The organism is Candidatus Tisiphia endosymbiont of Parasteatoda lunata (assembly GCF_964030955.1).
In the GTDB taxonomy this organism is placed as follows: Bacteria; Pseudomonadota; Alphaproteobacteria; order Rickettsiales; family Rickettsiaceae; genus Tisiphia.
This window is the reverse complement of record NZ_OZ035003.1, coordinates 685,460-708,671: the sequence shown is the minus strand read 5'-3', so window position 1 is coordinate 708,671 and position 23,212 is coordinate 685,460. Positions and strand designations below refer to the sequence as shown.

Genomic DNA, 23,212 nt, shown 5'->3' with positions numbered 1-23,212 from the left:
CATTTTGTTTGTGATCACTAGCATTACTGGAGAAATAAAATAGTAGGGTGAAAATAGTAATTAGAAGTTTCATATCAACAATCCTTTAATTTTGATAATAGATTATTTTTTAGTCCAGTTCTAGATGAATTATAACTCTTCTCTTCTAAACCATATTTATAGAACATTTTTACAATAACAAATATATTAATGTTATTAATAATAAGAAATCCTAACATGAACTTCAATATCTATATTAATGATCAGCTATATCAGAAATTAGAATACCTAGTACTAAACCGCCATACGTTTTTTCGTAGGTTTTACATAATTTTTTGGGGTAACTACTGGCTGAGCTGTACCATCTATAACATCTTTGGAAATATGTACATGCATTTTTTTCAGATTGGTAACATTATACATACTGTCAAGTAGAAGTGTTTCGATTATAGAACGGAGTCCCCTAGCTCCGGTTTTTCGTGCCAGCGCTTTCTCGGCTATTCCTTCTAAAGCATCATTATCAATTGATAGTTCAACATCGTCTAACTCAAATAATTTATGATATTGCTTGATAACAGCATTTTTGGGTTGAGTTAAAATTGCCACCAAAGATGCTTTGTCTAGGTCATCTAAAGTTGCTACTACTGGAAGCCTACCGATGAATTCTGGAATTAACCCAAACTTTACTAGATCTTCAATTTCTAATGATTTGAGTATTTCGCTGTGGTTTTTTTCTTGTTTTGATTGGACATTTGCTGCAAAACCAATTGAACTTTGAGCAGTACGGGCATTAATGATATTATCTATCCCCATGAAAGCTCCACCGCATATGAACAAAATATTGGAAGTATCTACTTGAACAAAATCTTGCTGTGGGTGTTTTCTGCCACCTTGGGGGGGAACAGAAGCAATAGTTCCTTCCATGATTTTAAGTAACGCTTGTTGGACTCCTTCTCCCGATACATCTCTTGTTATGGAAGGATTTTCAGATTTTCTAGCGATTTTATCTACTTCATCTATATAAACAATGCCTCGTTGGGCTTTGGCTATATTAAAGTCTGCTGCTTGTAATAATCTTAGCAAGATATTTTCAACATCTTCACCAACATAGCCAGCTTCGGTTAAAGAAGTGGCGTCTGCCATAGTGAAAGGTACATCAAGAATCTTTGCTAAGGTTTGTGCCAAAAGGGTTTTACCAGAGCCAGTAGAACCAATAATTAGGATATTTGATTTATTTAATTCGACATCATTATTACCTGACTCGATATATTCTAATCGTTTATAGTGATTATATACCGCAACTGATAAAACTTTTTTTGCTTGATCTTGACCAATTACGTAATCATTAAGAGTAGAAAAAATTCTGTGTGGTGTTGGAATTAAAGAGGCAACTTGTTTAAGAGTTACTTTAGTCTCTTCTTTTATAATATCACGGCACAGTTCAATACATTCATTACAAATAAATACTGTTGGTCCAGCAATTAATTTTATTACTTCATATTGATTTTTACCACAAAAAGAACAGTTTAATTCTTTTTTTCCAACTTCCCCTGACATGATTCCGCTTTATTTAATTTATGAGTTTAATATAGCTTATATACATCTAATATAGATAAGTTATTTAGGTAAGTCTAATATATTTTCAAGACACGCGAACTTAGGATAAGAATTTGTCAATTCTTATATACTCAAATTCGGTGAAATTATAATTGCTTCGCTTACGCTCGCAATGACGTATTTTTTAATAATTCTAAAAAACTTGATTATCGAGTATTAGGCATTTTCTTTTCAAATATTCTCTTTTAGCCAAATTAGAAACTTTTTAAACCAACTAGTATCGTTATTATCATTAATATCAAAATTATTTTTTTGTATTTTTAAAGATTGATTTTTTACCATACCTATAGAAGTGGAGTATATATGGGGATTATAATCTTCAGCAAAACCTAGTAAGACCTCTGGTTTACCAATTCGTACTTGTTTTTCAAAAATTTTGCTTGCCAGTTCTTTTACTCCTCGAAGCATTGCCCCACCGCCGGTAATAACAATGCGATAAGCGATCATATTGCCTGCAACAACTTTGTCATATTCTGCTTGAACCATCAATAATATTTCTTCTACTCTTGGATTAATGACAGATGCAAGATATTTTGAAGTAATTGTTGGTCTGCCGCTATCAGGAATCTCCATTTCAGAATCTTCTAAAATAATAACACTATCTTTATCAAAAGAAGATGGCATAGCATTACCATGAAGAATTTTAAGTTTTTCTGCAACATCAAGGCTTACTGAAAAGACTTTTGCTATGTCAGATGTAATATGAAAGCTACCTATATCTATGTAGCTTGTATATAGTAATTTACCTGAGACGAATACACCAAATGAGGTAGTTCTAGCACCCATATCAATTATAATAGAACCAAGAGCTTTTTCATCTTCTGAAAGACAAGCAATTCCCGAAGCGTAAATTGCTAATATAATATTATTTATTTCAACATGACATTTTGCAAAACAATTGGTAATATTCATCAGCATATTAGAATTTGCTGTAATAATATGTAATTCACACCCTAATTCTTTGCCAAACATCCCAACTGGGTCTTCAATAGCATTATTATCGTCAAGAATAAATTCTATAGGAAAATAATGAATAATTTCTTGGTCTTTAAGCTTGAACTCCAATAAGGCTTTTTTGATAAGTTTTTTGATATCTTGCTGTGAAATTGGCTGATTAGAAAGTTTTATTTTATTATTTATGTAATAAGACTTAGTGCCATAGCCTGTTAGTGATATAGTTATTTTTTTTATGTTTTTACCGCAATCTTTTTCTAATGCATAAATCGCCCCGACTATGCTATTTTCTGCCTCTTTTAAATCTAATATGACTCCTGATTTAATGCCTTTTGAGTAATACAGATTTTGGCTTATTATTTTTGCTTCCTCTCTTTTGTCAATATATGCCGCAATGCAAGCTATTTTACTACTACCAAGGTCAAGAGTAACAAAGTTAGACAATTTGGCTTTCATAACTTTTAATATTTTTCCATGTAAACTTTACTCGAATCTCGTAAATCTACAATTTTATAGTTCTGATTAAATAATATATTTTCCATATCCAATCCTGCAAGATAATCTAAAGCATGTTCAAACCTTAAGTCCGGCATTTTAACAGTTATACCTTGCTCTAGATTTAAATCCCAACGTCTTCCTCCATAACGTACAGAAGAGATAATTTTTTTAGCTAATTCAGGGTGTTTAGCTAAATCCTGAATTAATTTGCTAGTATAAATATTAGCATCTGATCCCACAACATGCAAAAGATTAGAGAAACTACCTATATTATTGGTAATTTTATATCCTTCTTGATCAATAAGAAAAACTTGCCCGTTAATCTGCCAAATAGCAATAGGCACTCTCTCAATTAATCTTATGTAAATAGTGTTAGGTAATCTTCTCTCGATAATTGCAACATTTTTAATCCAAGGATTGCGTTCCAAATTATTCTTTATTGCCTCCATATCTAGAGAAAGAATAGGTGTACCCTTATCAGCATTTAAAGTAGCCAATATATCTTCTGCCTTAGTATTATATTGTCCTTCTATTAAAACATTTTCAAGTTTAAATCCAATATCAGAAGTAAATTCGTAAGTATTTTGGATAATTTCTTGTCTTATAGGAGCAAAATAGCTAGTAAAGAAAAATGCAGATAGCAAAACCACTAGGGCAATTTTAATAAAAAATACCACTCTAATATACAACACTGCTAACTTTCGTCGCAGCGGTATATTGGCTTTTTTCTTCTTACTAGACGCTTTATTCCTCTTCATGTGTCAATACATGCTGTTTCTAAAATTCTTTCAACTAGTGTACGGAAATCCATCCCCTGTAAGGCAGCTATTTCTGGTATAATCGATAAGGAAGTCATACCAGGATGGGTGTTAACTTCTAGAGTAAAAAATTCATTCTTGCTTTCATCAAAAATAAACTCCGCTCTAACTACACCTCTACAATTCATGGTTTGATATATTTTTTCCGACTCTTCTAATAATTTATTATACATATTCTGTGGTAGTGGAGCTGGACATAAATGCTCAGCAAATCCATCTGTGTATTTAGTCTTATAATCATAAAAACGCTGTTTCAGGAGTTTTATTTCCAATACCCCTAAAGCTTTGCCGTTTAAAACGGCTACCTGCATTTCTCTCCCCTTAATATATTCTTCAATCATTACCTGATCACCATAAGGAAAATCATAATCAGCAAAGTTAAAATCATCTTCAACAAATATTACTTCAATGCCTATGCTTGATCCTTGGGTAAGAGGTTTTATCACATATGGTCTTGGCATAGGGTCGTTGCTAATATTGTCAGATTTATTAATGACAATACTCTTGGCTATCTTAATATCATTAGCAACAAACCATGCTTTTGCATGTGTTTTACTAAATGCTAAAGAAGAAGCAAGAACACCACTATGAGTATAAGGAATCCGTAGGATATTGAGTAATCCAGGCAAACAACCATCTTCACCATAAGTGCCATGCAAACAATTATAAATTATATCAGGCTTTATCTGCAACAATACTGAAGCAATATCTACTCCCATATCTATGAAAGTAACTTTATACCCACTATCTACCAAAGCTTGGTTAACTCCCGAAGACGATACTAAAGAAACTTCTCGCTCAGCCGACATACCGCCACCTACTACTGCCACATGTTTTTTTCCTTTATCGCTTAATATTGTAACCTTAGAATTGGCAATAAAGCTTGTTTGATATTTATGCATATTTCCCTATTCGTTTAATCTCCCATTTTAGACTAATTCCACTATCTTCAAATACCTTTTTTTTAACAAGATCACCCAAATCTTCCAAATCACGAGCAGAGCTATTACCATGGTTTATCATAAAATTACAATGTAGTTGTGACATAGAAGCCCCGCCAATTCTGTATCCCCTCATACCAGCTTTGTCAATTAATTGCCATGCTTTATGATTCTCTGGATTAGCAAATGTACTGCCGCTCGTCCGTTCTTTAATCGGCTGGGTTGCTAGTCTATTTTTATTTATTTCATTCATTTTTTCTAAGATCATATGACTATCTCCTATAGCTGTCTTAAAGATCGCCTTGGTTATAATCAACTCTTGTGGTAAATTATTACCACGATATTTAAAACCTATCTTCTCATTAGGGATTAGGATAAAATTCCCTCTAGAATCTATTGCTTCAATTGCTATTATGATATCTTTAAACTCCGAACCATACGCCCCAGCGTTCATAACCACTCCACCACCTATAGTACCCGGTATACCGCTGAGAAACTCAAAGCCAGTAATTGAATGTACCTGACAAAATTTAGCAAGGTTAAAATTAAGGCAACTACTCCCTACCGATATTTGATTATTCGGCATTAATTCTATATTAGTAAAATTTTGACCAAGTTTTATTACAACTCCCTCTATACCACCATCTCTAATAATAATATTTGATCCAGCCCCTAAAACAGTTATTGGTCTCTGTTGTTGGTTTTGTGCTACAAAATCTGCTAAAGTCATTGACTCTAATGGTTTAAAAAATATCTCCGCAGGTCCACCAACTTTAAACCAAGTTAGATGACTTAGATTGTAATTATTCCTATATTCACCAAGTAATGCCATAATTATAAAATATCTACTTAATAGACTTACTGCATAAGTCAATCTAGTTGGTGATTTTGTCGTCGAAACTCGCCTCCGCTCCTCACGTACGTCTGTGTACGCGAAGGTAGCCGGCTTCGTTTCTCCTAAAAATCCCTCAACTATCTTTGATTTATGCAGTAAGTCTAATAAATCTGTTAAAATAACGTCATCGCGAAAAGCTACTTTAGTAGCGACGAAGCAATCCAAAAAATGACCAAAATGGATTGCTTCGCTGGCTTACGCCTTCTCGCAATGACGTTCTCGCGTAAATTGCTGATGCAAATCATTGGCCCAAGCAGAAATGCTCCCAGCACCCATCATAATTATTATATCATTTGGCATAGCCTCCTTGGCAATAATGCCAGCTATATCCTCGTGATTCTCAATAAATGATACCATTGCATGGGATTTAGTATTTTTGATTTTGTTTACTAAGTTTCTTCCCGTTATACCATCTATTGGCTGTTCACCGGCAGCATATATATCTGTAATATACAACTGGTCAGCGTCAGAAAAACAAGTTACAAAATCATCAAATAAATATTTAACTCTTGAATATCTATGTGGTTGAAAGATCGCTATAACCTTACTATTTCGCTTATTAGCAATATTTTTTGCCGTAGCAAGTGTAGCTTTTACTTCCTCCGGATGGTGAGCATAGTCATCAATTATCGTAGCATTGTTATATTCTGCCACTTTAGTGAATCGGCGTTTTATCCCTTTAAAGCTATTAAATCCATTTTTAATAATTTTGATACCAAAATCAAGCTCCACAGCTATCGCGATAGCAGCAAGAGCATTAAGGATATTATGTCTTCCTGGGGTAGGTAAAGTAATTCTCTCGATAGTTGTTACGCCATTTACATTAGGTAAACTAATTCGCACATCAAAAGTTGACGATTCAATATCAGAATCTAAATTAAAGGCTTGTATGTTAGCATCATCCGAGTCTATTCCATAAGTTATGATTCTACGCTCAACTATGTCATTTACTAGTTTTCTAACAGCTTGATGATCAATACAAACAACTGCAAAACCATAAAATGGTAAATTAGTTATAAAACTTCTAAAAGCTTGAATTAAACTATCAAAATCATGGTAAAAATCTAGATGTTCAGGATCGATATTAGTTATTACCGCAACGGTTGCTGGTATGTGAATGAAAGTTGCGTCAGACTCATCGGCTTCGGCTATCAGATAATTCCCAGACCCAAGATAGGCATTAGTAGATTTACTATTAACAATACCACCATTAATTAAAGTTGGACAAAGCCCGGCAGCTTCAAATAAACAAGCAACTAGTGATGTTGTAGTAGTCTTTCCATGCGAACCAGAGATTGCTACAGAGCATTTTAGCCTCATTAATTCAGCCAGCATCTCAGCACGCCTAATTATTGGTATCTTTCTATGTAAGGCTTCCTGAATTTCAGAATTATCTTTATTTATAGCTGATGATACCACTACATATGAAACATTAGTGACATTTTGTCCTTGATGACCTAGGAAAACCTTAATACCATTATTTTCTAGTCTTTTGGTATTATAATTTTCTGCTATATCAGACCCTTGCACTTTATATCCGAGATTATGTAGTATTTCGGCAATGCCACTCATACCGATTCCTCCGATACCTATAAAATGTATCGTATCAAGAGTTCCGTTTATTTTTTTTATTTCTAATAAAAACATTTTAATAATAGTTATAGTTGTTTATCTCTTGCATAATCAGTTTTTAACCAAAGGTCAAGCTTTTAAGAAAAAATTTCGATTGATTTGAGTATATATTCCAAAATCTTGCAATTCATTGAGTATACTCACTAACAATAATCACAGGTCTCTGTGACCAAACCCATTAACTGATCTATTTCAGGTTTTATTTGCGATTCCCAAGTTTTAGCAAATGTGCAATCCATAGGATCAATAAGCAATACTTTTGTTCTTGCTGTAAATTCGTGATCTGCTACAATAATTTCATAAGTCGCTCTCATTTTATTGTCCCACTTTGGGAGAAAAACCCCGCACTTGCAGTGCGTCGTTTCAACATAAATTTTAAATATCTTATCAAGAAAAGATAAGATAAGATATTTTTTTAACAAAATCTTACACTTCACAGATATATTCTTTTTGTGTTGTGACACTTTTTAAATGAACCATACACAAATAGTTTCTAACTTTTAAGTTAGTATATACATTAGGCATTCATGCCGTAATATTAAGCTCTGCACTTGCAGTGCAGAGTGGTTAACTAGAATAATGATTGTACTCATCTACAGTCATTTTTGACTCCCAACTTTTACTATTACTACATTTAGCCATTATTTGTGATCTAATAAAAGAATTAACACAAATAAATATTATATCAGGAAATTGTACGGTTCTGATACTGTCTTAGGAGTCAAGCACTAAATTTGGATTAAATGAGGTTTTATTTTTTACAACTCCAAAGATTATGTGTAATAGCTTTCTCATGATAGCAACAATGATAACTTTAGCAGGTTTACCCTTACTAGATAATTTTTGAGTAAATTCCTTGAATAGTGGGTTATGCTTTTTAGCAACTATAGCAGGAAAGTATAAGGCTTTACGCAAGTTAGAAGAACCAATTTTTGAGATAGAAGTTTTTCCTCTGACAGATGTGCCAGAAGTTTTATGTTTTGGAGTAAGTCCTGCATAAGCAGCTAATTGTCTAGCATTACTGAAAGATTCTAAGTCAGGAGCTTCTGCAAGAATAGCTACAGCTGTAGTCTTACCTATGCCTGGAATAGTTTGCATGTTATCTGCCTTCTGTTTTAGAGATGTGTTATTAGTCAATATCTTGTCTATCTCAAGTTCAATATTTTCAATCTCTTTCTTAATATGCTTAGCAAGTTTAGCATAACCAGGAGTTTCGCAGTTAGCAAAATTGCGAATCAGCTAAAAGGCATCTAATGTTGTTCTGAATTGATGTTTTTATAACTTCCCAAGTTTGTTGATATAAAGTAATTTTTTCATTTATCCTCCTTTTGTTCATATCGAGCCAAGCAAATACAGCAAGGCAAATATGATTTCTCTGAGCTCGACCCGTGCGTGCCTGACAGCGTTCAATACCACAAGTTTGTTTTAATTCTCGATGATAAACTTCTATAGACCACCGTGCCTTAACAATTTTCTCTATTTGTTCACGTGTTGGATTTTCTAAGTTAGTTGTTATGTAATCAATGCGACCATTTTTTGCCACAAACTTAAATACCGTAACCCAACCGTATCCACGTAGGTGAATTTTTAGTCCCTCATCAGGAATCTCTAAACTTTCTAAGCTAACATTATGATTTATAATGGACTGAAAAAATTAGACAAAGAAGCAGGTATTTTTGTTTCTCAATAAGTATAGAATAATAAATAAAATTAAAGAGAAACAAATGGGTAAAAAACAAATTAAAAATTTTAGTGCAGAAGCAAAAACTAAAATAGTATTAGAGATGTTAAAAGAAGAATCAACAATAGGTCAGTTATCGGTCAAATATGAAGTAACGGCTAAAACTATGCAAAACTGGAAACGACAATTTTTAGATAATGCGTCATTGGCATTTGAGCCAGCAAAAGCTGTTAGTGAGTACAAAGGGCAGATTAGTGAACTTAAGAATCAAAACGATGAACTTGCAAAAGCATTAGGTAAGGCTACAGTCGAGAGGGACTGGGCGGTGGGAAAGCTAAACAGCTTGGACTTATCAAATAAGAAAAGTCTTGTCGACCCCAAGCTGAGTACGTTAGCAAAGACAAGGCAATGTGAACTATTAAAGATAAGCAGATCTGGAGTATATTATAAAGCTAAAGTAATGAGCTTATATAATCTTGATATTTTAAATAGAATAGATGAAATATATACGGATAACCCTGAGTATGGTTATCGTTATATATACAAACAATTATTGGAAGACGGCTTTAATGTGGGCAGAGATAGGGTGCTTAAATATATGGGAATAATGGGTATAGAAGCTATTCATCCTCATAAAAAGCAATCTACTTCTGTGAAGGATGGTCAACATAAAATTTATAGCTATTTGCTTGAGCCGTACTGGCACAAATCAGGAACGAATAGAACTATTCATGTACCTTATGTTAATCAAGTGTGGAGTGGTGACATTACTTATATTAGAACTAACGGAGGATTTATGTATCTTGTGGCGATTATAGATTGGCATAGTAAGGCAATACTAAGTTATAAAGTATCTAATTCTATGGATGCATCACTTGTAACCGATGTATTAAAAGATGCACTGAATAAATACCCTGCACCACAAATATTCAATAGTGATGTGGTTATAGTTTTCCGGACAGTTAATAGGAGACAATATTAACAGAAAGGAAGTACAAAAATGACTAATAGCAAACCAAAGGTTTATCCGGCTGAATTTAAAGAGTCAGCAGTTAAATTAGCAATTGAGTCCAAGCGACCTGTGTCACAAACAGCTAAAGAGTTAGGTATTACTAGAAATACTCTATATACTTGGGTAGATAAATATTCCAAACCTAAAGAATCAATAATGCGAACAGATGAACATCTCTATGATGAATTAAAAAGATTAAAGAAAGATTTAGCTAGGGTAACGCAGGAGCGTGATCTATTAAAAAAGGCTGCCGCGTACTTTGCGAAAGAGTCCCAATAAAGTACGCATGGATAAAGAAGCATAAAGGTGATTTTTCAACTGCGATTATGTGCAAATTTATGAAAGTATCACGTAGTGGCTATTATGAATGGTTAACTACCCCTGAATGCAATAGGGACAAAGAAGATAATGCTTTAACCTGTAAGATTAAAACAATTTTTCAAGAAGGTAGAAGGAATTATGGATCTAGACCCATTAAAAAGGAACTATCTAGACACGGTATAATTGTTAGTCGGAAGCGGATTGCAAGGCTAATGAATGAAGCTGGTTTAGTATGTAAAAGCAAACATAAATTTAAAGCAACTACTGATTCTAGTCATAATAAGCAAGTTGCTCCTAATTTATTGGATAGAAAGTTCAAGGTCTATGCTGCTAATTGTTATTGGGTTGGGGACATCACATATGTTCCAACTGAAGAAGGTTGGCTGTACTTAGCAACCGTTATTGATCTATTTTCTAGGAAAATTATAGGGTGGTCAATGAATAGTAACATGAAAGCTGATTTAGTTAATAATGCTCTGCTAATGGCAATATGGCAACGTAAACCACCTAAAGGACTTATTTGGCATACTGATAGAGGTAGTCAATATTGTTCTGATAGCCATTCAAAACTTACAAAACAACATGGTATTATACAGAGTATGAGCGGTAAAGGAAATTGTTGGGATAATGCTGTTGCTGAAAGCTTTTTTCACACTATAAAAACAGAACTAATTTATCAATATAAATTTAAAACTAGGGAGGAAGCAAAATATGCCATATTTGAATATATAGAAGTATTTTATAATCGTATAAGGATGCATTCAACTAATGACTATCTATCACCTGTACAATACGAGAAAATGCAAAAATGTGCCTAAACAAACTGTCCGGAAAACTGTTGACAGATCATAGTGATCAGGGTAGTCAATATACTGGACATGAGCATACGGGAATTCTAAAAGAGAATAATATACAAATCTCAATGAACGGTAAGGGTAGAAGCATTGATAATATTGTGATTGAAAGATTTTTTAGAACTTTAAAATATAATTGTATATTTATAAATGATTTTAAAAATATCGCAGAACTTAAAGATGGTATTGATAAATACATGGATAAATATAACAATCAAAGATTCCATTCAAGTATTGGTTATAAAAAACCGATGAACGTGTATCTTGATTACTTACAAAATGCAGCTTAAAAATTATGTAAAATGGGAAACAAAATTAGTGAAAAATTTGTCTTGAAAAATCAGTCCAGTTTCATTAACTTTTCTATTTTTTCTTAGGTTACTAACCCATGTCCAACCTAAATTACGTATATGTTTCAAATTCTCCAAACCGCTATACCACGCATCCATTACTACTGCATCAGGATTGATCCCTCTTTCCTTAGCTAAAGTAAGCATATCACAAAAATGCTCATTCTTTGTTTTTCCATCAGTTTCTTTATCATATATTCTATAATCTACAGGGGTAGATTGATCAGTTTTAGCATTGTAATGCAGTAAGTTGACCATCCCTATACCAGGTATAACATCATGTACAGCTCCAGAATATTGATAATGTACAAGCTCAATTTTCTTACTGTATTGCTTTGACAATAACGTGTCATCTCCCACTAATAAACAAGAAGCTTCCCTATCAATATATTTTGACACTTCTCTGTAGATCCCGCTAGGGCGGAAATCCTTACTATTTAACCATCGACTTGCACTATCATGAGATAGGTTTATTGGACTTACTTCAGATAATGCTTTACCACTATATCTTACGCTACTTGCTTGTAAAAATGATTTATATAAGTCTTTGCTACATTTTGATCTTGCCATGCTTAACTAAAACTCTTTCTTGCTAGATTAACATATTTTTTGCTAAGTGCGAAACTCCTGATAACTAGTGCATATTGATTTTGGTAAGTGCTGTTTGTGTTCAAGGTAGTTTTGAGTTTGTGCGTGTTGCTTCTTGAGATTTTGCATACAACGATATAGATCCTGTAGATATTGCAATGCTTTATCTGTAGGAATATACGGTGTCAGATCATTCTTAATTGCGAATTCTGCAATGATCATACTGTCTACTTTATCAGTCTTATGGCGTGATAACTTGCTTTTTGCAAAGGCATTGATGCATGAAGGGTTTACTACACTTACCTCATGACCATTATTATATAAAAAATCAGCAAATGATTTACCATAACTACCAGTAGCTTCCATACATGCAGCTACCTTAGTAACATCATGTTTTTCAAGCCACCTAACAAACATCTTAAAACCTTGTTGATTATTATCTATTTTTGTTTGATAATATTTTTTATCAACGAGTAGTGCTATTGATAAATCTAACTTTGAGACGTCAACTCCTAGGATTGGTTTGGACATTTACTCCTCCTTGATAAACCGTTGATTTGAAGTACTAGAAGGCTTTAGCTAACCATGTTTATACAGAATAAGCATAAGCTTTTCTTAAGATACTGTTCAGCTTTAGGAGATATGAAAGAGGGCTCTTATCAGAACCGCAGACTTAGTATCTAGTCGCATCTACAGAGTCACCTCTTTCTGCCTTCAGAAGTAAGCTAACTCCTCTGAAGACGTTTTTGCAAGTACTAAATTTGACCTGCAGTTACAAGATACATGTCGCATATGTTGGACAATAGAAAAAAGATTGATATAATGATCTAAAAAAGATGTTAAGATGTTTCGTATTACTGCAAGATTATTATCATATTTCAAAGGATTTTGTTCTTCACCAGAAATAATAATGTTATTTGTCTATATGAAATGCCGATTTTCTTTAAGTTATCGAGATTTGGAAGAAATGATGAGTATAAGGGGAGCAAAAATTGATCACTCTACATTACAAAGATGGGTTATAAAATTTGTACCATTGATAGATCAGGTGGTTAGAAAAAGAAAGAAGCCAGTTGGTAGTAGTTGGAGAATGGATGAGACTTATATTAAATTAAACGGTAAATGGGTTTATTTATATAGAGCACTAGATAGTCTTGGTAATACTGTAGACTTTCTGCTACGTAAGCATAGAGACAAGCCTGCAGCACTTGCATTTTTTCGTAAAGCCTTTAGAGAGAATAATTTTCCTGAGAAAGTAGTAATTGATAAAAGCGGTAGTAATACGGCTGCTCTTAATGATTTGAATACAGAAGTTCCTAAAGATTATAAAATTAAGGTTATTCAGACCAAATACCTGAATAATCTTGTAGAACAAGATCATAGGTTTATCAAAAAACGTACAAAGCCAATGCTTAGTTTTAAGAGTTTTCATTCTGCAGAAATGACTATTACCGGTATAGAAAATATTCGTATGATGCAAAAAAGACAAATAATTGGAGCTAATGATAATCTTTCTACTTTTGAGAATTTTGCTATGTTAATGGCATCATAATGTCCAAAACCTTAGTTTTAACAATCTTGATGTAGTATGATTTATAGATGCGACAAAACCATTTAATATAAGTCTCATCCATTCTCCAACTACTACCAACTGGCTTCTTTCTTTTTCTAACCACCTGATCTATCAATGGTACAAATTTTATAACCCATCTTTGTAATGTAGAGTGATCAATTTTTGCTCCCCTTATACTCATCATTTCTTCCAAATCTCGATAACTTAAAGAAAATCGGCATTTCATATAGACAAATAACATTATTATTTCTGGTGAAGAACAAAATCCTTTGAAATATGATAATAATCTTGCAGTAATACGAAACATCTTAACATCTTTTTTAGATCATTATATCAATCTTTTTTCTATTGTCCAACATATGCGACAGAACCAGAGCAAAATCCTTTAAAATACTTCAAAAGTTTTGGCGATATTTAGAATACCATAATGCTATTTTTTAGCTCCATATACCACATATCATCATACTTGGCAATAGATGCGACAGAACCAATTCTAAATACGCATTATTAATTGGTGTATCATATTCATCTATTAATATGTATACTTTTTGTTTAAAATGTTTATACAATATTTGACTTAAAAACTTCAGGCTATTTTTTAAATAGCTTATATTAATATCACCACTTAGATAATTTTTTAACTTTACTTTTTGCGGAATACTGAAAAATTTATTATCTTCTTGAATATATTGTTCTAAATAATTAAATCTTTCGTATAATTCTATTATTTGATCTATAATGCTACTAACAATTTCCTTATAATTACTCCCCTTCACTTCTTTAAAATTTATATATATTACTGGAAATTGGCCTTGACGCTTTATTGTCCCACTTTGGGAGAAAAACCCCGCACTTGCAGTGCGTCGTTTCAACATAAATTTTAAATATCTTATCAAGAAAAGATAAGATAAGATATTTTTTTAACAAAATCTTACACTTCACAGATATATTCTTTTTGTGTTGTGACACTTTTTAAATGAACCATACACAAATAGTTTCTAACTTTTAAGTTAGTATATACATTAGGCATTCATGCCGTAATATTAAGCTCTGCACTTGCAGTGCAGAGTGGTTAACTTTATTGACTCTACAACGATTAAAGCTTGTCACAATAAAAGGCGTTATAGCAATAAAGTTTTTAAAGGATTAGCCAAACATAGTAAATCCTCTATGGGGTATTTTTATGGTTTTAAATTACATGTAATAATCAATAATAAAGGGGAGTTTATGGCATTAAAAGTGACCAAAGGCAATGTAGATGATAGGGTTCCAGTACCGGAGTTAACAAAAAGATTAACTGGAATTATAGCAGCTGATAAAGGTTATATTAAGCAAAATTTGTTCTTAAATTTATATGAAAGAGGCTTAAAAATGATTCATGGAATTAAGAAGAATATGGAAAATAAATTAATGGATTTGAAAGAAAAAATCTTACTTCGAAAGCGTAACTTAATTGAAACAGTTTTTGATTATCTAAAAAATAAAATGAACCTTGAACATACTAGACATAGATCACCAATAAATGCCTTTGTCCATATATTATCTACTCTTGTTGCTTACTCATTAAAGAAAAATAAACCTTCAACAAAATTTGATTTTAATCTACATGTGAAGTAGTTGAGATTTAATCTTACATTTAGTAAAATAAACAAATTATTAAATGGAGATTAAAATGAATTTAAATCAGAAAATAATAAGACCAAAAATAGGATTACTTGAACTAGCAAAAAGCTTAGGAAATGTATCTAGTGCATGTAAGACAATGGGGTATAGCAGAGATAGTTATTATAGATTCAAGGAATTATATGAGAATGGTGGCGATGAAGCCTTGTATGAAATAAGCCGTAAGAAACCCATATTGGCTAATAGAGTTGATCCTATTGTAGAGAAAGCGGTATTAGACATGGCAATAGAGTACCCCGCTTATGGTCAACTTCGTGTATCGAACGAATTAAAAAAAGATGGGATTTTAGTATCTCCCGGCGGCATTAGATCTATCTGGCTTAGGAACGATCTCAATAATCTTAAGAAACGGCTAGTAGCTTTAGAAACTAAAATGGCTCAGGATGGCATTATACTTAAGGAAGCTCAATTACGTGTCTTGGAGAATCGTAAGAATCTTAAAGAGGCACATGGGGAAATAGAGACAGAAAATCCAGGCTATCTTGGTTGTCAAGATGTTTACAGGAGTTTCGCACTTAGCAAAAAATATGTTAATCTAGCAAGAAAGAGTTTTAGTTCAGCATGGCAAGATCAAAATGTAGCAAAGACTTATATAAATCATTTTTACAAGCAAGTAGCGTAAGATATAGTGGTAAAGCATTATCTGAAGTAAGTCCAATAAACCTATCTCATGATAGTGCAAGTCGATGGTTAAATAGTAAGGATTTCCGCCCTAGCGGGATCTACAGAGAAGTGTCAAAATATATTGATAGGGAAGCTTCTTGTTTATTGTCCCACTTTGGGAGAAAAACCCCGCACTTGCAGTGCGTCGTTTCAACATAAATTTTAAATATCTTATCAAGAAAAGATAGGATATTTTTTAACAAAATCTTACACTTCACAGATATATTTTTTTGAGTCTGTCCTATAGTTTGTGTAAGTTGCAAAGAAAGCAGTAAGAGATTACTGTAAAAAAAGTAACTTAAGCAAGCAAGGAGGAATTATGGCTAAAAAATTAGATACAGATAAAGATACATTAGACATCAGTAATCAGCTAGTAGAAGAATTATTATCAAAAGCAGATCCATCGGAGTTATTTGGTCGAGATGGTTTATTTCAACAGCTAAAGAAGCAAATAGTTGAGAAAATATTAGCAAGTGAGTTGGATCATGAATTAGGATATTCAAAACATAGCAAGATGCCAAAAGTAGATAATAATCGTCGTAATGGTAGCTATGAGAAGACAGTAATTGATGGGGATGGTCGTAAGCTGACAGTAGAAGTACCAAGAGATCGGGAAGGAGAGTATAATCCTCAATTAATACCAAAAGGGCTGAGGAGATTTAATGGATTTGATGAGAAAGTGATATCCCTTTATGGTCGCGGTATGACAGTCAGCGAGATCCGAGGGCATTTAGAAGAAATATATCAAACTGATGTATCTGGTGACTTGATATCCACCATAACAGATGGGGTGATAGAAGAAGTAACTAGGTGGCAAAATCGTTGTTTAGATAGGGTGTATCCAATATTATACTTGGACTGTATCTATGTAAAATCTAGAGACAATCACATAGTAATAAATAAAGCAGTATATTTAGCACTTGCTGTAAATATAGAAGGGAAAAAGGAGTTACTTGGCATTTGGATAGGCAAAAATGAAGGTGCTAAATTTTGGATGCAAGTAGTTACTGAGTTAAAGAATCGAGGAATTGAACAAATTTATGTTGCTTGTGTGGATGGTTTAAAGGGCTTTCCAGAAGCTATAAGCAGTGTATTCCCGAGTACTATAGTACAATTATGTATTGTACATATGGTTCGCAATTCAGTAAAGTATGTGTCATATAAAGATTTAAAAGAGGTCACATCAGATCTAAAACAAATTTATACAGCTAATAATGACGAAATGGCACGTTTAAAACTTCAGCAATTTGGTGTAAAATGGGATAAAAAATATCCGGTAATTTCTGATATTTGGCAACGTAATTGGTCTGGGATAATACCGTTTTTTGCCTTTCCTGAAGAGATCAGAAAGGTAATTTATACTACTAACACTATAGAATCTGTAAATCGTCAAATTAGAAAAATTATCAAAAATAAGGGGGTGTTTCCAGATGATAAGTCAATTCAAAAAATAATATTTTTATCCCTACAAAATGCAGCCAAAAAATGGACCATGCCTATTAAAGATTGGTCTTTAGCTTTAAATCAATTTGAAATACTTTGTGGAGATTTTAAATATGATTTATTGGAAAATAAAAAATGAACTTACACAAATTAAATGATTGACTCATTTTTTTGTGTTGTGACACTTTCTAAATGAGCCATACACAAATAGTTTCTAACTTTTAAGTTAGTACATACATGAGGCATTCATGCCGTAATATTAAGCTCTGCACTTGCAGTGCAGAGTGGTTAACTTATTACTATGTGATTGTCTCTAGATTTTACATAGATACAGTCCAAGTATAATATTGGATACACCCTATCTAAACAACGATTTTGCCACCTAGTTACTTCTTCTATCACCCCATCTGTTATGGTGGATATCAAGTCACCAGATACATCAGTTTGATATATTTCTTCTAAATGCCCTCGGATCTCGCTGACTGTCATACCGCGACCATAAAGGGATATCACTTTCTCATCAAATCCATTAAATCTCCTCAGCCCTTTTGGTATTAATTGAGGATTATACTCTCCTTCCCGATCTCTTGGTACTTCTACTGTCAGCTTACGACCATCCCCATCAATTACTGTCTTCTCATAGCTACCATTACGACGATTATTATCTACTTTTGGCATCTTGCTATGTTTTGAATATCCTAATTCATGATCCAACTCACTTGCTAATATTTTCTCAACTATTTGCTTCTTTAGCTGTTGAAATAAACCATCTCGACCAAATAACTCCGATGGATCTGCTTTTGATAATAATTCTTCTACTAGCTGATTACTGATGTCTAATGTATCTTTATCTGTATCTAATTTTTTAGCCATAATTCCTCCTTGCTTGCTTAAGTTACTTTTTTTACAGTAATCTCTTACTGCTTTCTTTGCAACTTACACAAACTATAGGACAGACTCTCTTACACTTCACAGATATATTTTTTTGTGTTGTGACACTTGCTAAATGAGCCATACACAAATAGTTTCTAACTTTTAAGTTAGTACATACATGAGGCATTCATGCCGTAATATTAAGCTCTGCACTTGCAGTGCAGAGTGGTTAACTAATAAATCTATCGCTTGATTCATTGCTTCATTTTGTTTTTGGTGCATTATAATTTCTCCTTTTGTTATATTATATTTTTATATAACCTTTGAAAAATTTACACACTTATTTGTACAGAGCCCACCTTTTTGGTTAAAACCCCCAGCTTCAGCTGGGAAAGACTTCAGTCCTTGTTCTAATATTTCAATTCACTATAACTTGAATATATGATATTTTAATATACATGAAGAGCTTGCTCTTATGTATATTAAAATATCATATATGACAGATTATAACAAGACTAGCCACACTGTATTTTACCATCGCTTTCATGTTGTTTGGATCACTAAATATCGCTACAAAAGTATTGCAGGGTAACTTATAAGAATTAGGATCAGAGAGATAGCACAGGCATTAGTAATATCTCTTTAGAGTAATAGCGACTTCCAGTCTAGATATCAACCCACCAGCTTCAGCTGGTTGTTATTGAGATAGAGCACTAGATAGTCTTGGTAATACTGTAGACTTTCTGCTACGTAAGCATAGAGACAAGCCTGCAGCACTTGCATTTTTTCGTAAAGCCTTTAGAGAGAATAATTTTCCTGAGAAAGTAGTAATTGATAAAAGCGGTAGTAATACGGCTGCTCTTAATGATTTGAATACAGAAGTTCCTAAAGATTATAAAATTAAGGTTATTCAGACCAAATACCTGAATAATCTTGTAGAACAAGATCATAGGTTTATCAAAAAACGTACAAAGCCAATGCTTGGTTTTAAGAGTTTTCATTCTGCAGAAATGACTATTACCGGTATAGAAAATATTCGTATGATGCAAAAAAGACAAATAATTGGAGCTAATGATAATCTTTCTACTTTTGAGAATTTTGCTATGTTAATGGCATCATAATGTCCAAAACCTTAGTTTTAACAATCTTGATGTAGTATGATTTATAGATGCGACAAAACCCAAAATAGTACCAAAATCATCTATGTTATCCTTACACAAATTATTTAGAGAATCTATGATCTTCGAAGTACCAAGTGGTCATATTAGCTATTTGATTAATAACAATTGAGATATCTTATGTAAGGAGTATACTCGATGAGTAAAAAGGCAGTTTATATAACTCATGCAAAAAGAACAGCAGTAGGATCTCTGCTAGGAAGCTTAGGATCAATTCCAGCAACTAAACTTGCAGCTATCATTATAGAATCAATTTTAAAAGATAGTAAACTAGATACAGCTATTATTAATGAAGTAATAATGGGACAGGTAATCACCTGGTGGCGTAGGGCAAAATCCTGCTAGGCAGGTTCTAATCCAAGCTGGATTACCTAAAGAAGTTACAGGCTTCACAGTTAATAAAGTATGTGGATCTGGGTTAAAAACGGTATGTTTAGCAGCAAGTAGTATTATTGCAGGTGATAATGATATTGTGATAGCTGGTGGGCAAGAAAATATGTCTTTGGGTTTACATGGATCGTATATTCGTGCTGGTCATAAGTTAGGTAGCACACAAATGGTAGATTTGATGCAGTATGACGGTTTGACCGATGTATTTTCTAATAATTTAATGGGAATTACCGCCGAAAATATATCTAAAAGATTTAATATTACTAGAGAAATGCAAGATGAGTTTGCACTAAAATCACACCAAAAAGCACGTAAAGCACAAGCAGAAGCTCGTTTTAAAGACGAGATCTTACCAGTAGAAGTTAAGATGCAAAAAGCTACATTAATATTTGATCAAGATGCGGGAATTAGAGCTGATATTAAATTAGAAGTTTTAGCTAAACTACGTCCAGCTTTTGACAAAGAAGGTACTGTAACAGCTGGTAATGCTTCTTCTATTCATGATGGAGCAGCTTGTTTAATGGTAGTATCTGAAGAAGCATTAAAGAGATATAATCTAAAACCTCTTGTTAGAATTGTATCATATGCTGAAGTAGGGGTAGAACCAAATATTATGGGAACAGGTCCAGTACCAGCATCGAAGAAGGCTTTGGACAAAGCTGGTTGGAAAGTAGAAGATTTGGACATAATAGAAGCTAATGAAGCTTTTGCCGCTCAAGCTATTTATGTAAATCAACAGATGAATTGGGATATTAATAAAGTCAATATGAACGGAGGGGCTATTGCTCTTGGTCATCCAATAGGAGCAAGTGGGGCAAGAATCTTGGTAACATTAATTCATCAAATGCAAAAAATTAATGCGAAAAAAGGGCTAGCAACACTTTGTATAGGTGGGGGGATGGGGATAGCTATGTGTATTGAAAAGGTAAATTAATAATGCAAAAATTTTCATTTGACTTAAAGTTTCAACATAAAAAAGCAAGAGCTGGTGTTATTACTACTAGGCACGGTCAGATACGTACCCCAGCTTTTATGCCAGTCGGTACGAAAGGTACGGTAAAAGGCATGTTACCCGAAGCAGTGGAGTCTACCGGAGCTGATATAGTACTTGGTAATACTTATCACTTAATGCTGCAGCCAACTGCTGAAAGAATTGCTAAGCTTGGCGGCTTGCGTAAATTTATGAACTGGTCAAAGCCTGTACTTACTGACTCAGGTGGTTTTCAGGTCATGTCCCTATCGAAATTATGTAAAATTACCGAAGAAGGTGTAATTTTTAACTCTCATATTGATGGTAGTAAGCATATGTTAACTCCCGAACGTGCAACTGAGATACAATATCTTCTTGATAGCACTATTACTATGGCGTTTGATGAATGTACCCCATATCCTGCAACATTTGAGCAAGCAAAATCATCTATGGAATTGACATCTAGATGGGGAGAGAGGTCAAGAAAATCCTTCGTTCAAAGAGAAGGTTATGGTCAATTTGGTATTGTACAGGGGAGTATATATCAGGAGTTACGTGTTCAGTCAGCACAAAATTTGGTAGAATTAGATTTTGAAGGGTATGCTATCGGAGGTCTAGCAGTAGGTGAGGGGCAAGAACTAATGTTCAATGTGTTAGACTATGCTCCGGATTTGTTACCTAAATATAAGCCAAGATATCTTATGGGGGTTGGTAAACCAGATGATATTATTGGTGCGGTTGCAAGGGGAGTAGATATGTTTGATTGCGTTATTCCAACCCGCTCGGGTCGGAATGGTCAAGCTTTTACCAAATATGGTATAGTAAATATTCGCAATAGTAAATATAGTAGCGATCATGAACCGCTAGAATATGATTGTCCATGCCCAGCATGTAAAAATTATAATAAAGCTTACTTACATCATTTGGTAAAGGTAAAAGAGATTCTAGGGGCGGTACTTATGACGTGGCATAATTTGGTGTATTTCCAAGAATTAATGTCAAGAATAAGACAATATATTCAACAAGGGAAAGACTTTGATTTTATCAATTAGTTCTGAGGGATAATTTTGTTAAAACGGTATAGCTAACCCGGATAAGTTCTTGATATACTGCTCGTAAATGAAGAGTTGGTAGACCGAAGATCAAAATCAACAAGTGCTAGAAGTGTCCAAGCCGAGGAGCACAGCGTACATTAGTACGTGAGTACCGCAGGTCTTGGACAACGACAACGCAATTGTTGATTTTCATCTAGTATATTGTTATAAGCTCCTAAATGTCTATTAGCGAGTAGCTATCTAGTCTGTCCGGCAAAACTCTATAAGTCTTATAGATAATAGGGTTTAATGGCAGAAAATAATAAAGAAATCCATAAGAAAATGTTAAAATATGCTAATAAACCGGTTTTGTCGCATCTATAAATCATACTACATCAAGATTGTTAAAACTAAGGTTTTGGACATTATGATGCCATTAACATAGCAAAATTCTCAAAAGTAGAAAGATTATCATTAGCTCCAATTATTTGTCTTTTTTGCATCATACGAATATTTTCTATACCGGTAATAGTCATTTCTGCAGAATGAAAACTCTTAAAACCAAGCATTGGCTTTGTACGTTTTTTGATAAACCTATGATCTTGTTCTACAAGATTATTCAGGTATTTGGTCTGAATAACCTTAATTTTATAATCTTTAGGAACTTCTGTATTCAAATCATTAAGAGCAGCCGTATTACTACCGCTTTTATCAATTACTACTTTCTCAGGAAAATTATTCTCTCTAAAGGCTTTACGAAAAAATGCAAGTGCTGCAGGCTTGTCTCTATGCTTACGTAGCAGAAAGTCTACAGTATTACCAAGACTATCTAGTGCTCTATATAAATAAACCCATTTACCGTTTAATTTAATATAAGTCTCATCCATTCTCCAACTACTACCAACTGGCTTCTTTCTTTTTCTAACCACCTGATCTATCAATGGTACAAATTTTATAACCCATCTTTGTAATGTAGAGTGATCAATTTTTGCTCCCCTTATACTCATCATTTCTTCCAAATCTCGATAACTTAAAGAAAATCGGCATTTCATATAGACAAATAACATTATTATTTCTGGTGAAGAACAAAATCCTTTGAAATATGATAATAATCTTGCAGTAATACGAAACATCTTAACATCTTTTTTAGATCATTATATCAATCTTTTTTCTATTGTCCAACATATGCGACAGAACCCATATTTGTTGGCAAGTCGGTAATTATGTAGAAAATGGAGAAGTAATACCTTTAGCTATGTATGGGG

At 33.3% G+C, this 23,212-nt stretch carries 25 protein-coding genes and 5 pseudogenes; 12 read left to right on the top strand and 18 right to left on the bottom strand.

The features are described 5' to 3' along the window. Positions 1-74: 74 nt before the first annotated feature. The 10 genes from AAHN00_RS04355 to AAHN00_RS04310 all read right to left on the bottom strand — a co-directional run bounded on the left by AAHN00_RS04355 (position 75) and on the right by AAHN00_RS04310 (position 8,919). The gene (locus tag AAHN00_RS04355) at positions 75-218 is read right to left on the bottom strand and encodes a hypothetical protein (RefSeq protein ID WP_341752180.1); all 144 of its coding nucleotides are present in this window, start codon (positions 216-218) and stop codon (positions 75-77) included. A 55-nt stretch (positions 219-273) separates the two neighbouring features. After that, entirely contained in the window at positions 274-1,536 is a 1,263-nt protein-coding gene (gene clpX, locus AAHN00_RS04350; RefSeq protein WP_341755128.1) for an ATP-dependent Clp protease ATP-binding subunit ClpX, read from the bottom strand. A 231-nt stretch (positions 1,537-1,767) separates the two neighbouring features. Next, positions 1,768-3,006: a cell division protein FtsA gene (gene ftsA / locus AAHN00_RS04345; protein WP_341755129.1), complete on the bottom strand. Its 1,239-nt coding sequence runs from the start codon at positions 3,004-3,006 to the stop codon at positions 1,768-1,770. A 5-nt stretch (positions 3,007-3,011) separates the two neighbouring features. Next, on the bottom strand, positions 3,012-3,806 hold the full coding sequence (locus AAHN00_RS04340; RefSeq protein ID WP_342272235.1) for a cell division protein FtsQ/DivIB: 795 nt from the start codon (positions 3,804-3,806) through the stop codon (positions 3,012-3,014). Beyond that, entirely contained in the window at positions 3,803-4,768 is a 966-nt protein-coding gene (locus AAHN00_RS04335) for a D-alanine--D-alanine ligase (protein WP_342272234.1), read from the bottom strand. The genes AAHN00_RS04340 and AAHN00_RS04335 overlap by 4 nt, the downstream gene beginning before the upstream one ends. Then, complete coding sequence (murB, locus tag AAHN00_RS04330; RefSeq protein ID WP_342272233.1) at positions 4,761-5,639, bottom strand: UDP-N-acetylmuramate dehydrogenase; 879 nt, start codon at positions 5,637-5,639, stop codon at positions 4,761-4,763. The genes AAHN00_RS04335 and murB overlap by 8 nt, the downstream gene beginning before the upstream one ends. 258 nt (positions 5,640-5,897) lie before the next feature. Next, the gene (murC, locus tag AAHN00_RS04325) at positions 5,898-7,349 is read right to left on the bottom strand and encodes a UDP-N-acetylmuramate--L-alanine ligase (RefSeq protein WP_342272232.1); all 1,452 of its coding nucleotides are present in this window, start codon (positions 7,347-7,349) and stop codon (positions 5,898-5,900) included. Positions 7,350-7,477: 128 nt separating this feature from the next. After that, positions 7,478-7,798 carry a hypothetical protein gene (locus AAHN00_RS04320; protein ID WP_342272231.1) on the bottom strand — a complete coding sequence of 107 codons (321 nt, stop codon included), beginning with the start codon at positions 7,796-7,798 and terminating at the stop codon, positions 7,478-7,480. Between the two features lie 250 nt (positions 7,799-8,048). Continuing rightward, positions 8,049-8,432, bottom strand: a complete 384-nt coding sequence (locus AAHN00_RS04315) for a transposase (RefSeq protein ID WP_342272230.1) — start codon at positions 8,430-8,432, stop codon at positions 8,049-8,051. 121 nt (positions 8,433-8,553) lie between these two features. After that, entirely contained in the window at positions 8,554-8,919 is a 366-nt protein-coding gene (locus AAHN00_RS04310) for a transposase (RefSeq protein ID WP_342272568.1), read from the bottom strand. Between the two features lie 139 nt (positions 8,920-9,058). On the opposite strand from AAHN00_RS04310, the gene AAHN00_RS04305 reads away from it, so the two are divergent. The 4 genes and pseudogenes from AAHN00_RS04305 to AAHN00_RS04290 all read left to right on the top strand — a co-directional run. Next, on the top strand, positions 9,059-9,997 hold the full coding sequence (locus tag AAHN00_RS04305; protein WP_342272229.1) for an IS3 family transposase: 939 nt from the start codon (positions 9,059-9,061) through the stop codon (positions 9,995-9,997). A gap of 18 nt (positions 9,998-10,015) precedes the next feature. Then, positions 10,016-10,306 carry a transposase gene (locus AAHN00_RS04300; protein WP_342270937.1) on the top strand — a complete coding sequence of 97 codons (291 nt, stop codon included), beginning with the start codon at positions 10,016-10,018 and terminating at the stop codon, positions 10,304-10,306. Between the two features lie 59 nt (positions 10,307-10,365). Further along, positions 10,366-11,166 (top strand): IS3 family transposase, encoded by an 801-nt coding sequence (locus tag AAHN00_RS04295; protein ID WP_410521413.1) that lies wholly within the window; start codon positions 10,366-10,368, stop codon positions 11,164-11,166. A 29-nt stretch (positions 11,167-11,195) separates the two neighbouring features. Next, a pseudogene (locus AAHN00_RS04290) lies at positions 11,196-11,492 on the top strand (transposase); the annotation flags it as partial. Positions 11,493-11,495: 3 nt separating this feature from the next. Here AAHN00_RS04290 and AAHN00_RS04285 read toward each other — a convergent pair. Next, on the bottom strand, positions 11,496-12,122 hold the full coding sequence (locus tag AAHN00_RS04285; RefSeq protein ID WP_342272228.1) for a transposase: 627 nt from the start codon (positions 12,120-12,122) through the stop codon (positions 11,496-11,498). A gap of 42 nt (positions 12,123-12,164) precedes the next feature. Further along, complete coding sequence (locus AAHN00_RS04280; RefSeq protein ID WP_342272227.1) at positions 12,165-12,671, bottom strand: IS110 family transposase; 507 nt, start codon at positions 12,669-12,671, stop codon at positions 12,165-12,167. Positions 12,672-12,984: 313 nt separating this feature from the next. On the opposite strand from AAHN00_RS04280, the gene AAHN00_RS04275 reads away from it, so the two are divergent. Next, positions 12,985-13,692, top strand: coding sequence for an IS6 family transposase (locus tag AAHN00_RS04275; protein ID WP_342272226.1), 708 nt, complete (start codon positions 12,985-12,987; stop codon positions 13,690-13,692). 61 nt (positions 13,693-13,753) lie between these two features. On the opposite strand, the pseudogene AAHN00_RS04270 reads toward AAHN00_RS04275, so the two are convergent. The 3 genes and pseudogenes from AAHN00_RS04270 to AAHN00_RS04260 form a co-directional block, all read right to left on the bottom strand. Beyond that, positions 13,754-14,020, bottom strand: a pseudogene (locus AAHN00_RS04270) (IS6 family transposase); the annotation flags it as partial. A gap of 130 nt (positions 14,021-14,150) precedes the next feature. Further along, a complete protein-coding gene (locus AAHN00_RS04265; protein WP_342272566.1) occupies positions 14,151-14,489 on the bottom strand; it encodes an AAA family ATPase in 339 nt (112 codons plus the stop codon). A gap of 4 nt (positions 14,490-14,493) precedes the next feature. Beyond that, the gene (locus AAHN00_RS04260) at positions 14,494-14,682 is read right to left on the bottom strand and encodes a hypothetical protein (protein WP_342272225.1); all 189 of its coding nucleotides are present in this window, start codon (positions 14,680-14,682) and stop codon (positions 14,494-14,496) included. 99 nt (positions 14,683-14,781) lie between these two features. On the opposite strand from AAHN00_RS04260, the gene AAHN00_RS04255 reads away from it, so the two are divergent. The 3 genes and pseudogenes from AAHN00_RS04255 (at position 14,782) to AAHN00_RS04245 (ending at position 16,218) form a co-directional block, all read left to right on the top strand. Then, positions 14,782-15,330: an IS982 family transposase gene (locus tag AAHN00_RS04255; RefSeq protein WP_410521412.1), complete on the top strand. Its 549-nt coding sequence runs from the start codon at positions 14,782-14,784 to the stop codon at positions 15,328-15,330. A 55-nt stretch (positions 15,331-15,385) separates the two neighbouring features. Then, positions 15,386-15,898, top strand: a pseudogene (locus AAHN00_RS04250) (helix-turn-helix domain-containing protein); the annotation flags it as partial. A 59-nt stretch (positions 15,899-15,957) separates the two neighbouring features. Continuing rightward, on the top strand, positions 15,958-16,218 hold the full coding sequence (locus AAHN00_RS04245; RefSeq protein ID WP_342271599.1) for a hypothetical protein: 261 nt from the start codon (positions 15,958-15,960) through the stop codon (positions 16,216-16,218). Here the strand turns inward: AAHN00_RS04245 and AAHN00_RS04240 are convergent. Then, positions 16,119-16,322: a hypothetical protein gene (locus tag AAHN00_RS04240; protein WP_342272224.1), complete on the bottom strand. Its 204-nt coding sequence runs from the start codon at positions 16,320-16,322 to the stop codon at positions 16,119-16,121. The genes AAHN00_RS04245 and AAHN00_RS04240 overlap by 100 nt on opposite strands. 56 nt (positions 16,323-16,378) lie before the next feature. On the opposite strand from AAHN00_RS04240, the gene AAHN00_RS04235 reads away from it, so the two are divergent. Continuing rightward, complete coding sequence (locus AAHN00_RS04235) at positions 16,379-17,641, top strand: IS256 family transposase (protein ID WP_342270914.1); 1,263 nt, start codon at positions 16,379-16,381, stop codon at positions 17,639-17,641. A 149-nt stretch (positions 17,642-17,790) separates the two neighbouring features. Here AAHN00_RS04235 and AAHN00_RS04230 read toward each other — a convergent pair whose 3' ends face one another. Then, positions 17,791-18,375, bottom strand: coding sequence for a transposase (locus AAHN00_RS04230; RefSeq protein WP_342271763.1), 585 nt, complete (start codon positions 18,373-18,375; stop codon positions 17,791-17,793). A 707-nt stretch (positions 18,376-19,082) separates the two neighbouring features. Between AAHN00_RS04230 and AAHN00_RS04225 the strand changes: the two are divergent. The 3 genes and pseudogenes from AAHN00_RS04225 to tgt form a co-directional block, all read left to right on the top strand. Further along, positions 19,083-19,496 (top strand): annotated as a pseudogene (locus tag AAHN00_RS04225) (IS6 family transposase); the annotation flags it as partial. Between the two features lie 195 nt (positions 19,497-19,691). Next, positions 19,692-20,877, top strand: a pseudogene (locus tag AAHN00_RS04215) (acetyl-CoA C-acyltransferase). 2 nt (positions 20,878-20,879) lie between these two features. Then, on the top strand, positions 20,880-21,965 hold the full coding sequence (tgt, locus tag AAHN00_RS04210) for a tRNA guanosine(34) transglycosylase Tgt (RefSeq protein WP_342272223.1): 1,086 nt from the start codon (positions 20,880-20,882) through the stop codon (positions 21,963-21,965). A gap of 407 nt (positions 21,966-22,372) precedes the next feature. On the opposite strand, the gene AAHN00_RS04205 is transcribed toward tgt, so the two are convergent. After that, the gene (locus AAHN00_RS04205) at positions 22,373-23,080 is read right to left on the bottom strand and encodes an IS6 family transposase (RefSeq protein ID WP_342270905.1); all 708 of its coding nucleotides are present in this window, start codon (positions 23,078-23,080) and stop codon (positions 22,373-22,375) included. Positions 23,081-23,212 lie beyond the last annotated feature (132 nt).

Bases quoted from the DNA above. Each gene is read 5' to 3' on its own strand.
- AAHN00_RS04355 (WP_341752180.1), bottom strand. From the start codon at position 218: ATGTTAGGATTTCTTATTATTAATAACATTAATATATTTGTTATTGTA.
- clpX (WP_341755128.1), bottom strand. From the start codon at position 1,536: ATGTCAGGGGAAGTTGGAAAAAAAGAATTAAACTGTTCTTTTTGTGGT.
- ftsA (WP_341755129.1), bottom strand. From the start codon at position 3,006: ATGAAAGCCAAATTGTCTAACTTTGTTACTCTTGACCTTGGTAGTAGT.
- AAHN00_RS04340 (WP_342272235.1), bottom strand. From the start codon at position 3,806: ATGAAGAGGAATAAAGCGTCTAGTAAGAAGAAAAAAGCCAATATACCG.
- AAHN00_RS04335 (WP_342272234.1), bottom strand. From the start codon at position 4,768: ATGCATAAATATCAAACAAGCTTTATTGCCAATTCTAAGGTTACAATA.
- murB (WP_342272233.1), bottom strand. From the start codon at position 5,639: ATGGCATTACTTGGTGAATATAGGAATAATTACAATCTAAGTCATCTA.
- murC (WP_342272232.1), bottom strand. From the start codon at position 7,349: ATGTTTTTATTAGAAATAAAAAAAATAAACGGAACTCTTGATACGATA.
- AAHN00_RS04315 (WP_342272230.1), bottom strand. From the start codon at position 8,432: ATGCAAACTATTCCAGGCATAGGTAAGACTACAGCTGTAGCTATTCTT.
- AAHN00_RS04305 (WP_342272229.1), top strand. From the start codon at position 9,059: ATGGGTAAAAAACAAATTAAAAATTTTAGTGCAGAAGCAAAAACTAAA.
- AAHN00_RS04300 (WP_342270937.1), top strand. From the start codon at position 10,016: ATGACTAATAGCAAACCAAAGGTTTATCCGGCTGAATTTAAAGAGTCA.
- AAHN00_RS04295 (WP_410521413.1), top strand. From the start codon at position 10,366: ATGAAAGTATCACGTAGTGGCTATTATGAATGGTTAACTACCCCTGAA.
- AAHN00_RS04285 (WP_342272228.1), bottom strand. From the start codon at position 12,122: ATGGCAAGATCAAAATGTAGCAAAGACTTATATAAATCATTTTTACAA.
- AAHN00_RS04280 (WP_342272227.1), bottom strand. From the start codon at position 12,671: ATGTCCAAACCAATCCTAGGAGTTGACGTCTCAAAGTTAGATTTATCA.
- AAHN00_RS04275 (WP_342272226.1), top strand. From the start codon at position 12,985: ATGTTTCGTATTACTGCAAGATTATTATCATATTTCAAAGGATTTTGT.
- AAHN00_RS04245 (WP_342271599.1), top strand. From the start codon at position 15,958: ATGGCAAGATCAAAATGTAGCAAAGACTTATATAAATCATTTTTACAA.
- AAHN00_RS04235 (WP_342270914.1), top strand. From the start codon at position 16,379: ATGGCTAAAAAATTAGATACAGATAAAGATACATTAGACATCAGTAAT.
- AAHN00_RS04230 (WP_342271763.1), bottom strand. From the start codon at position 18,375: ATGGCTAAAAAATTAGATACAGATAAAGATACATTAGACATCAGTAAT.
- tgt (WP_342272223.1), top strand. From the start codon at position 20,880: ATGCAAAAATTTTCATTTGACTTAAAGTTTCAACATAAAAAAGCAAGA.
- AAHN00_RS04205 (WP_342270905.1), bottom strand. From the start codon at position 23,080: ATGTTTCGTATTACTGCAAGATTATTATCATATTTCAAAGGATTTTGT.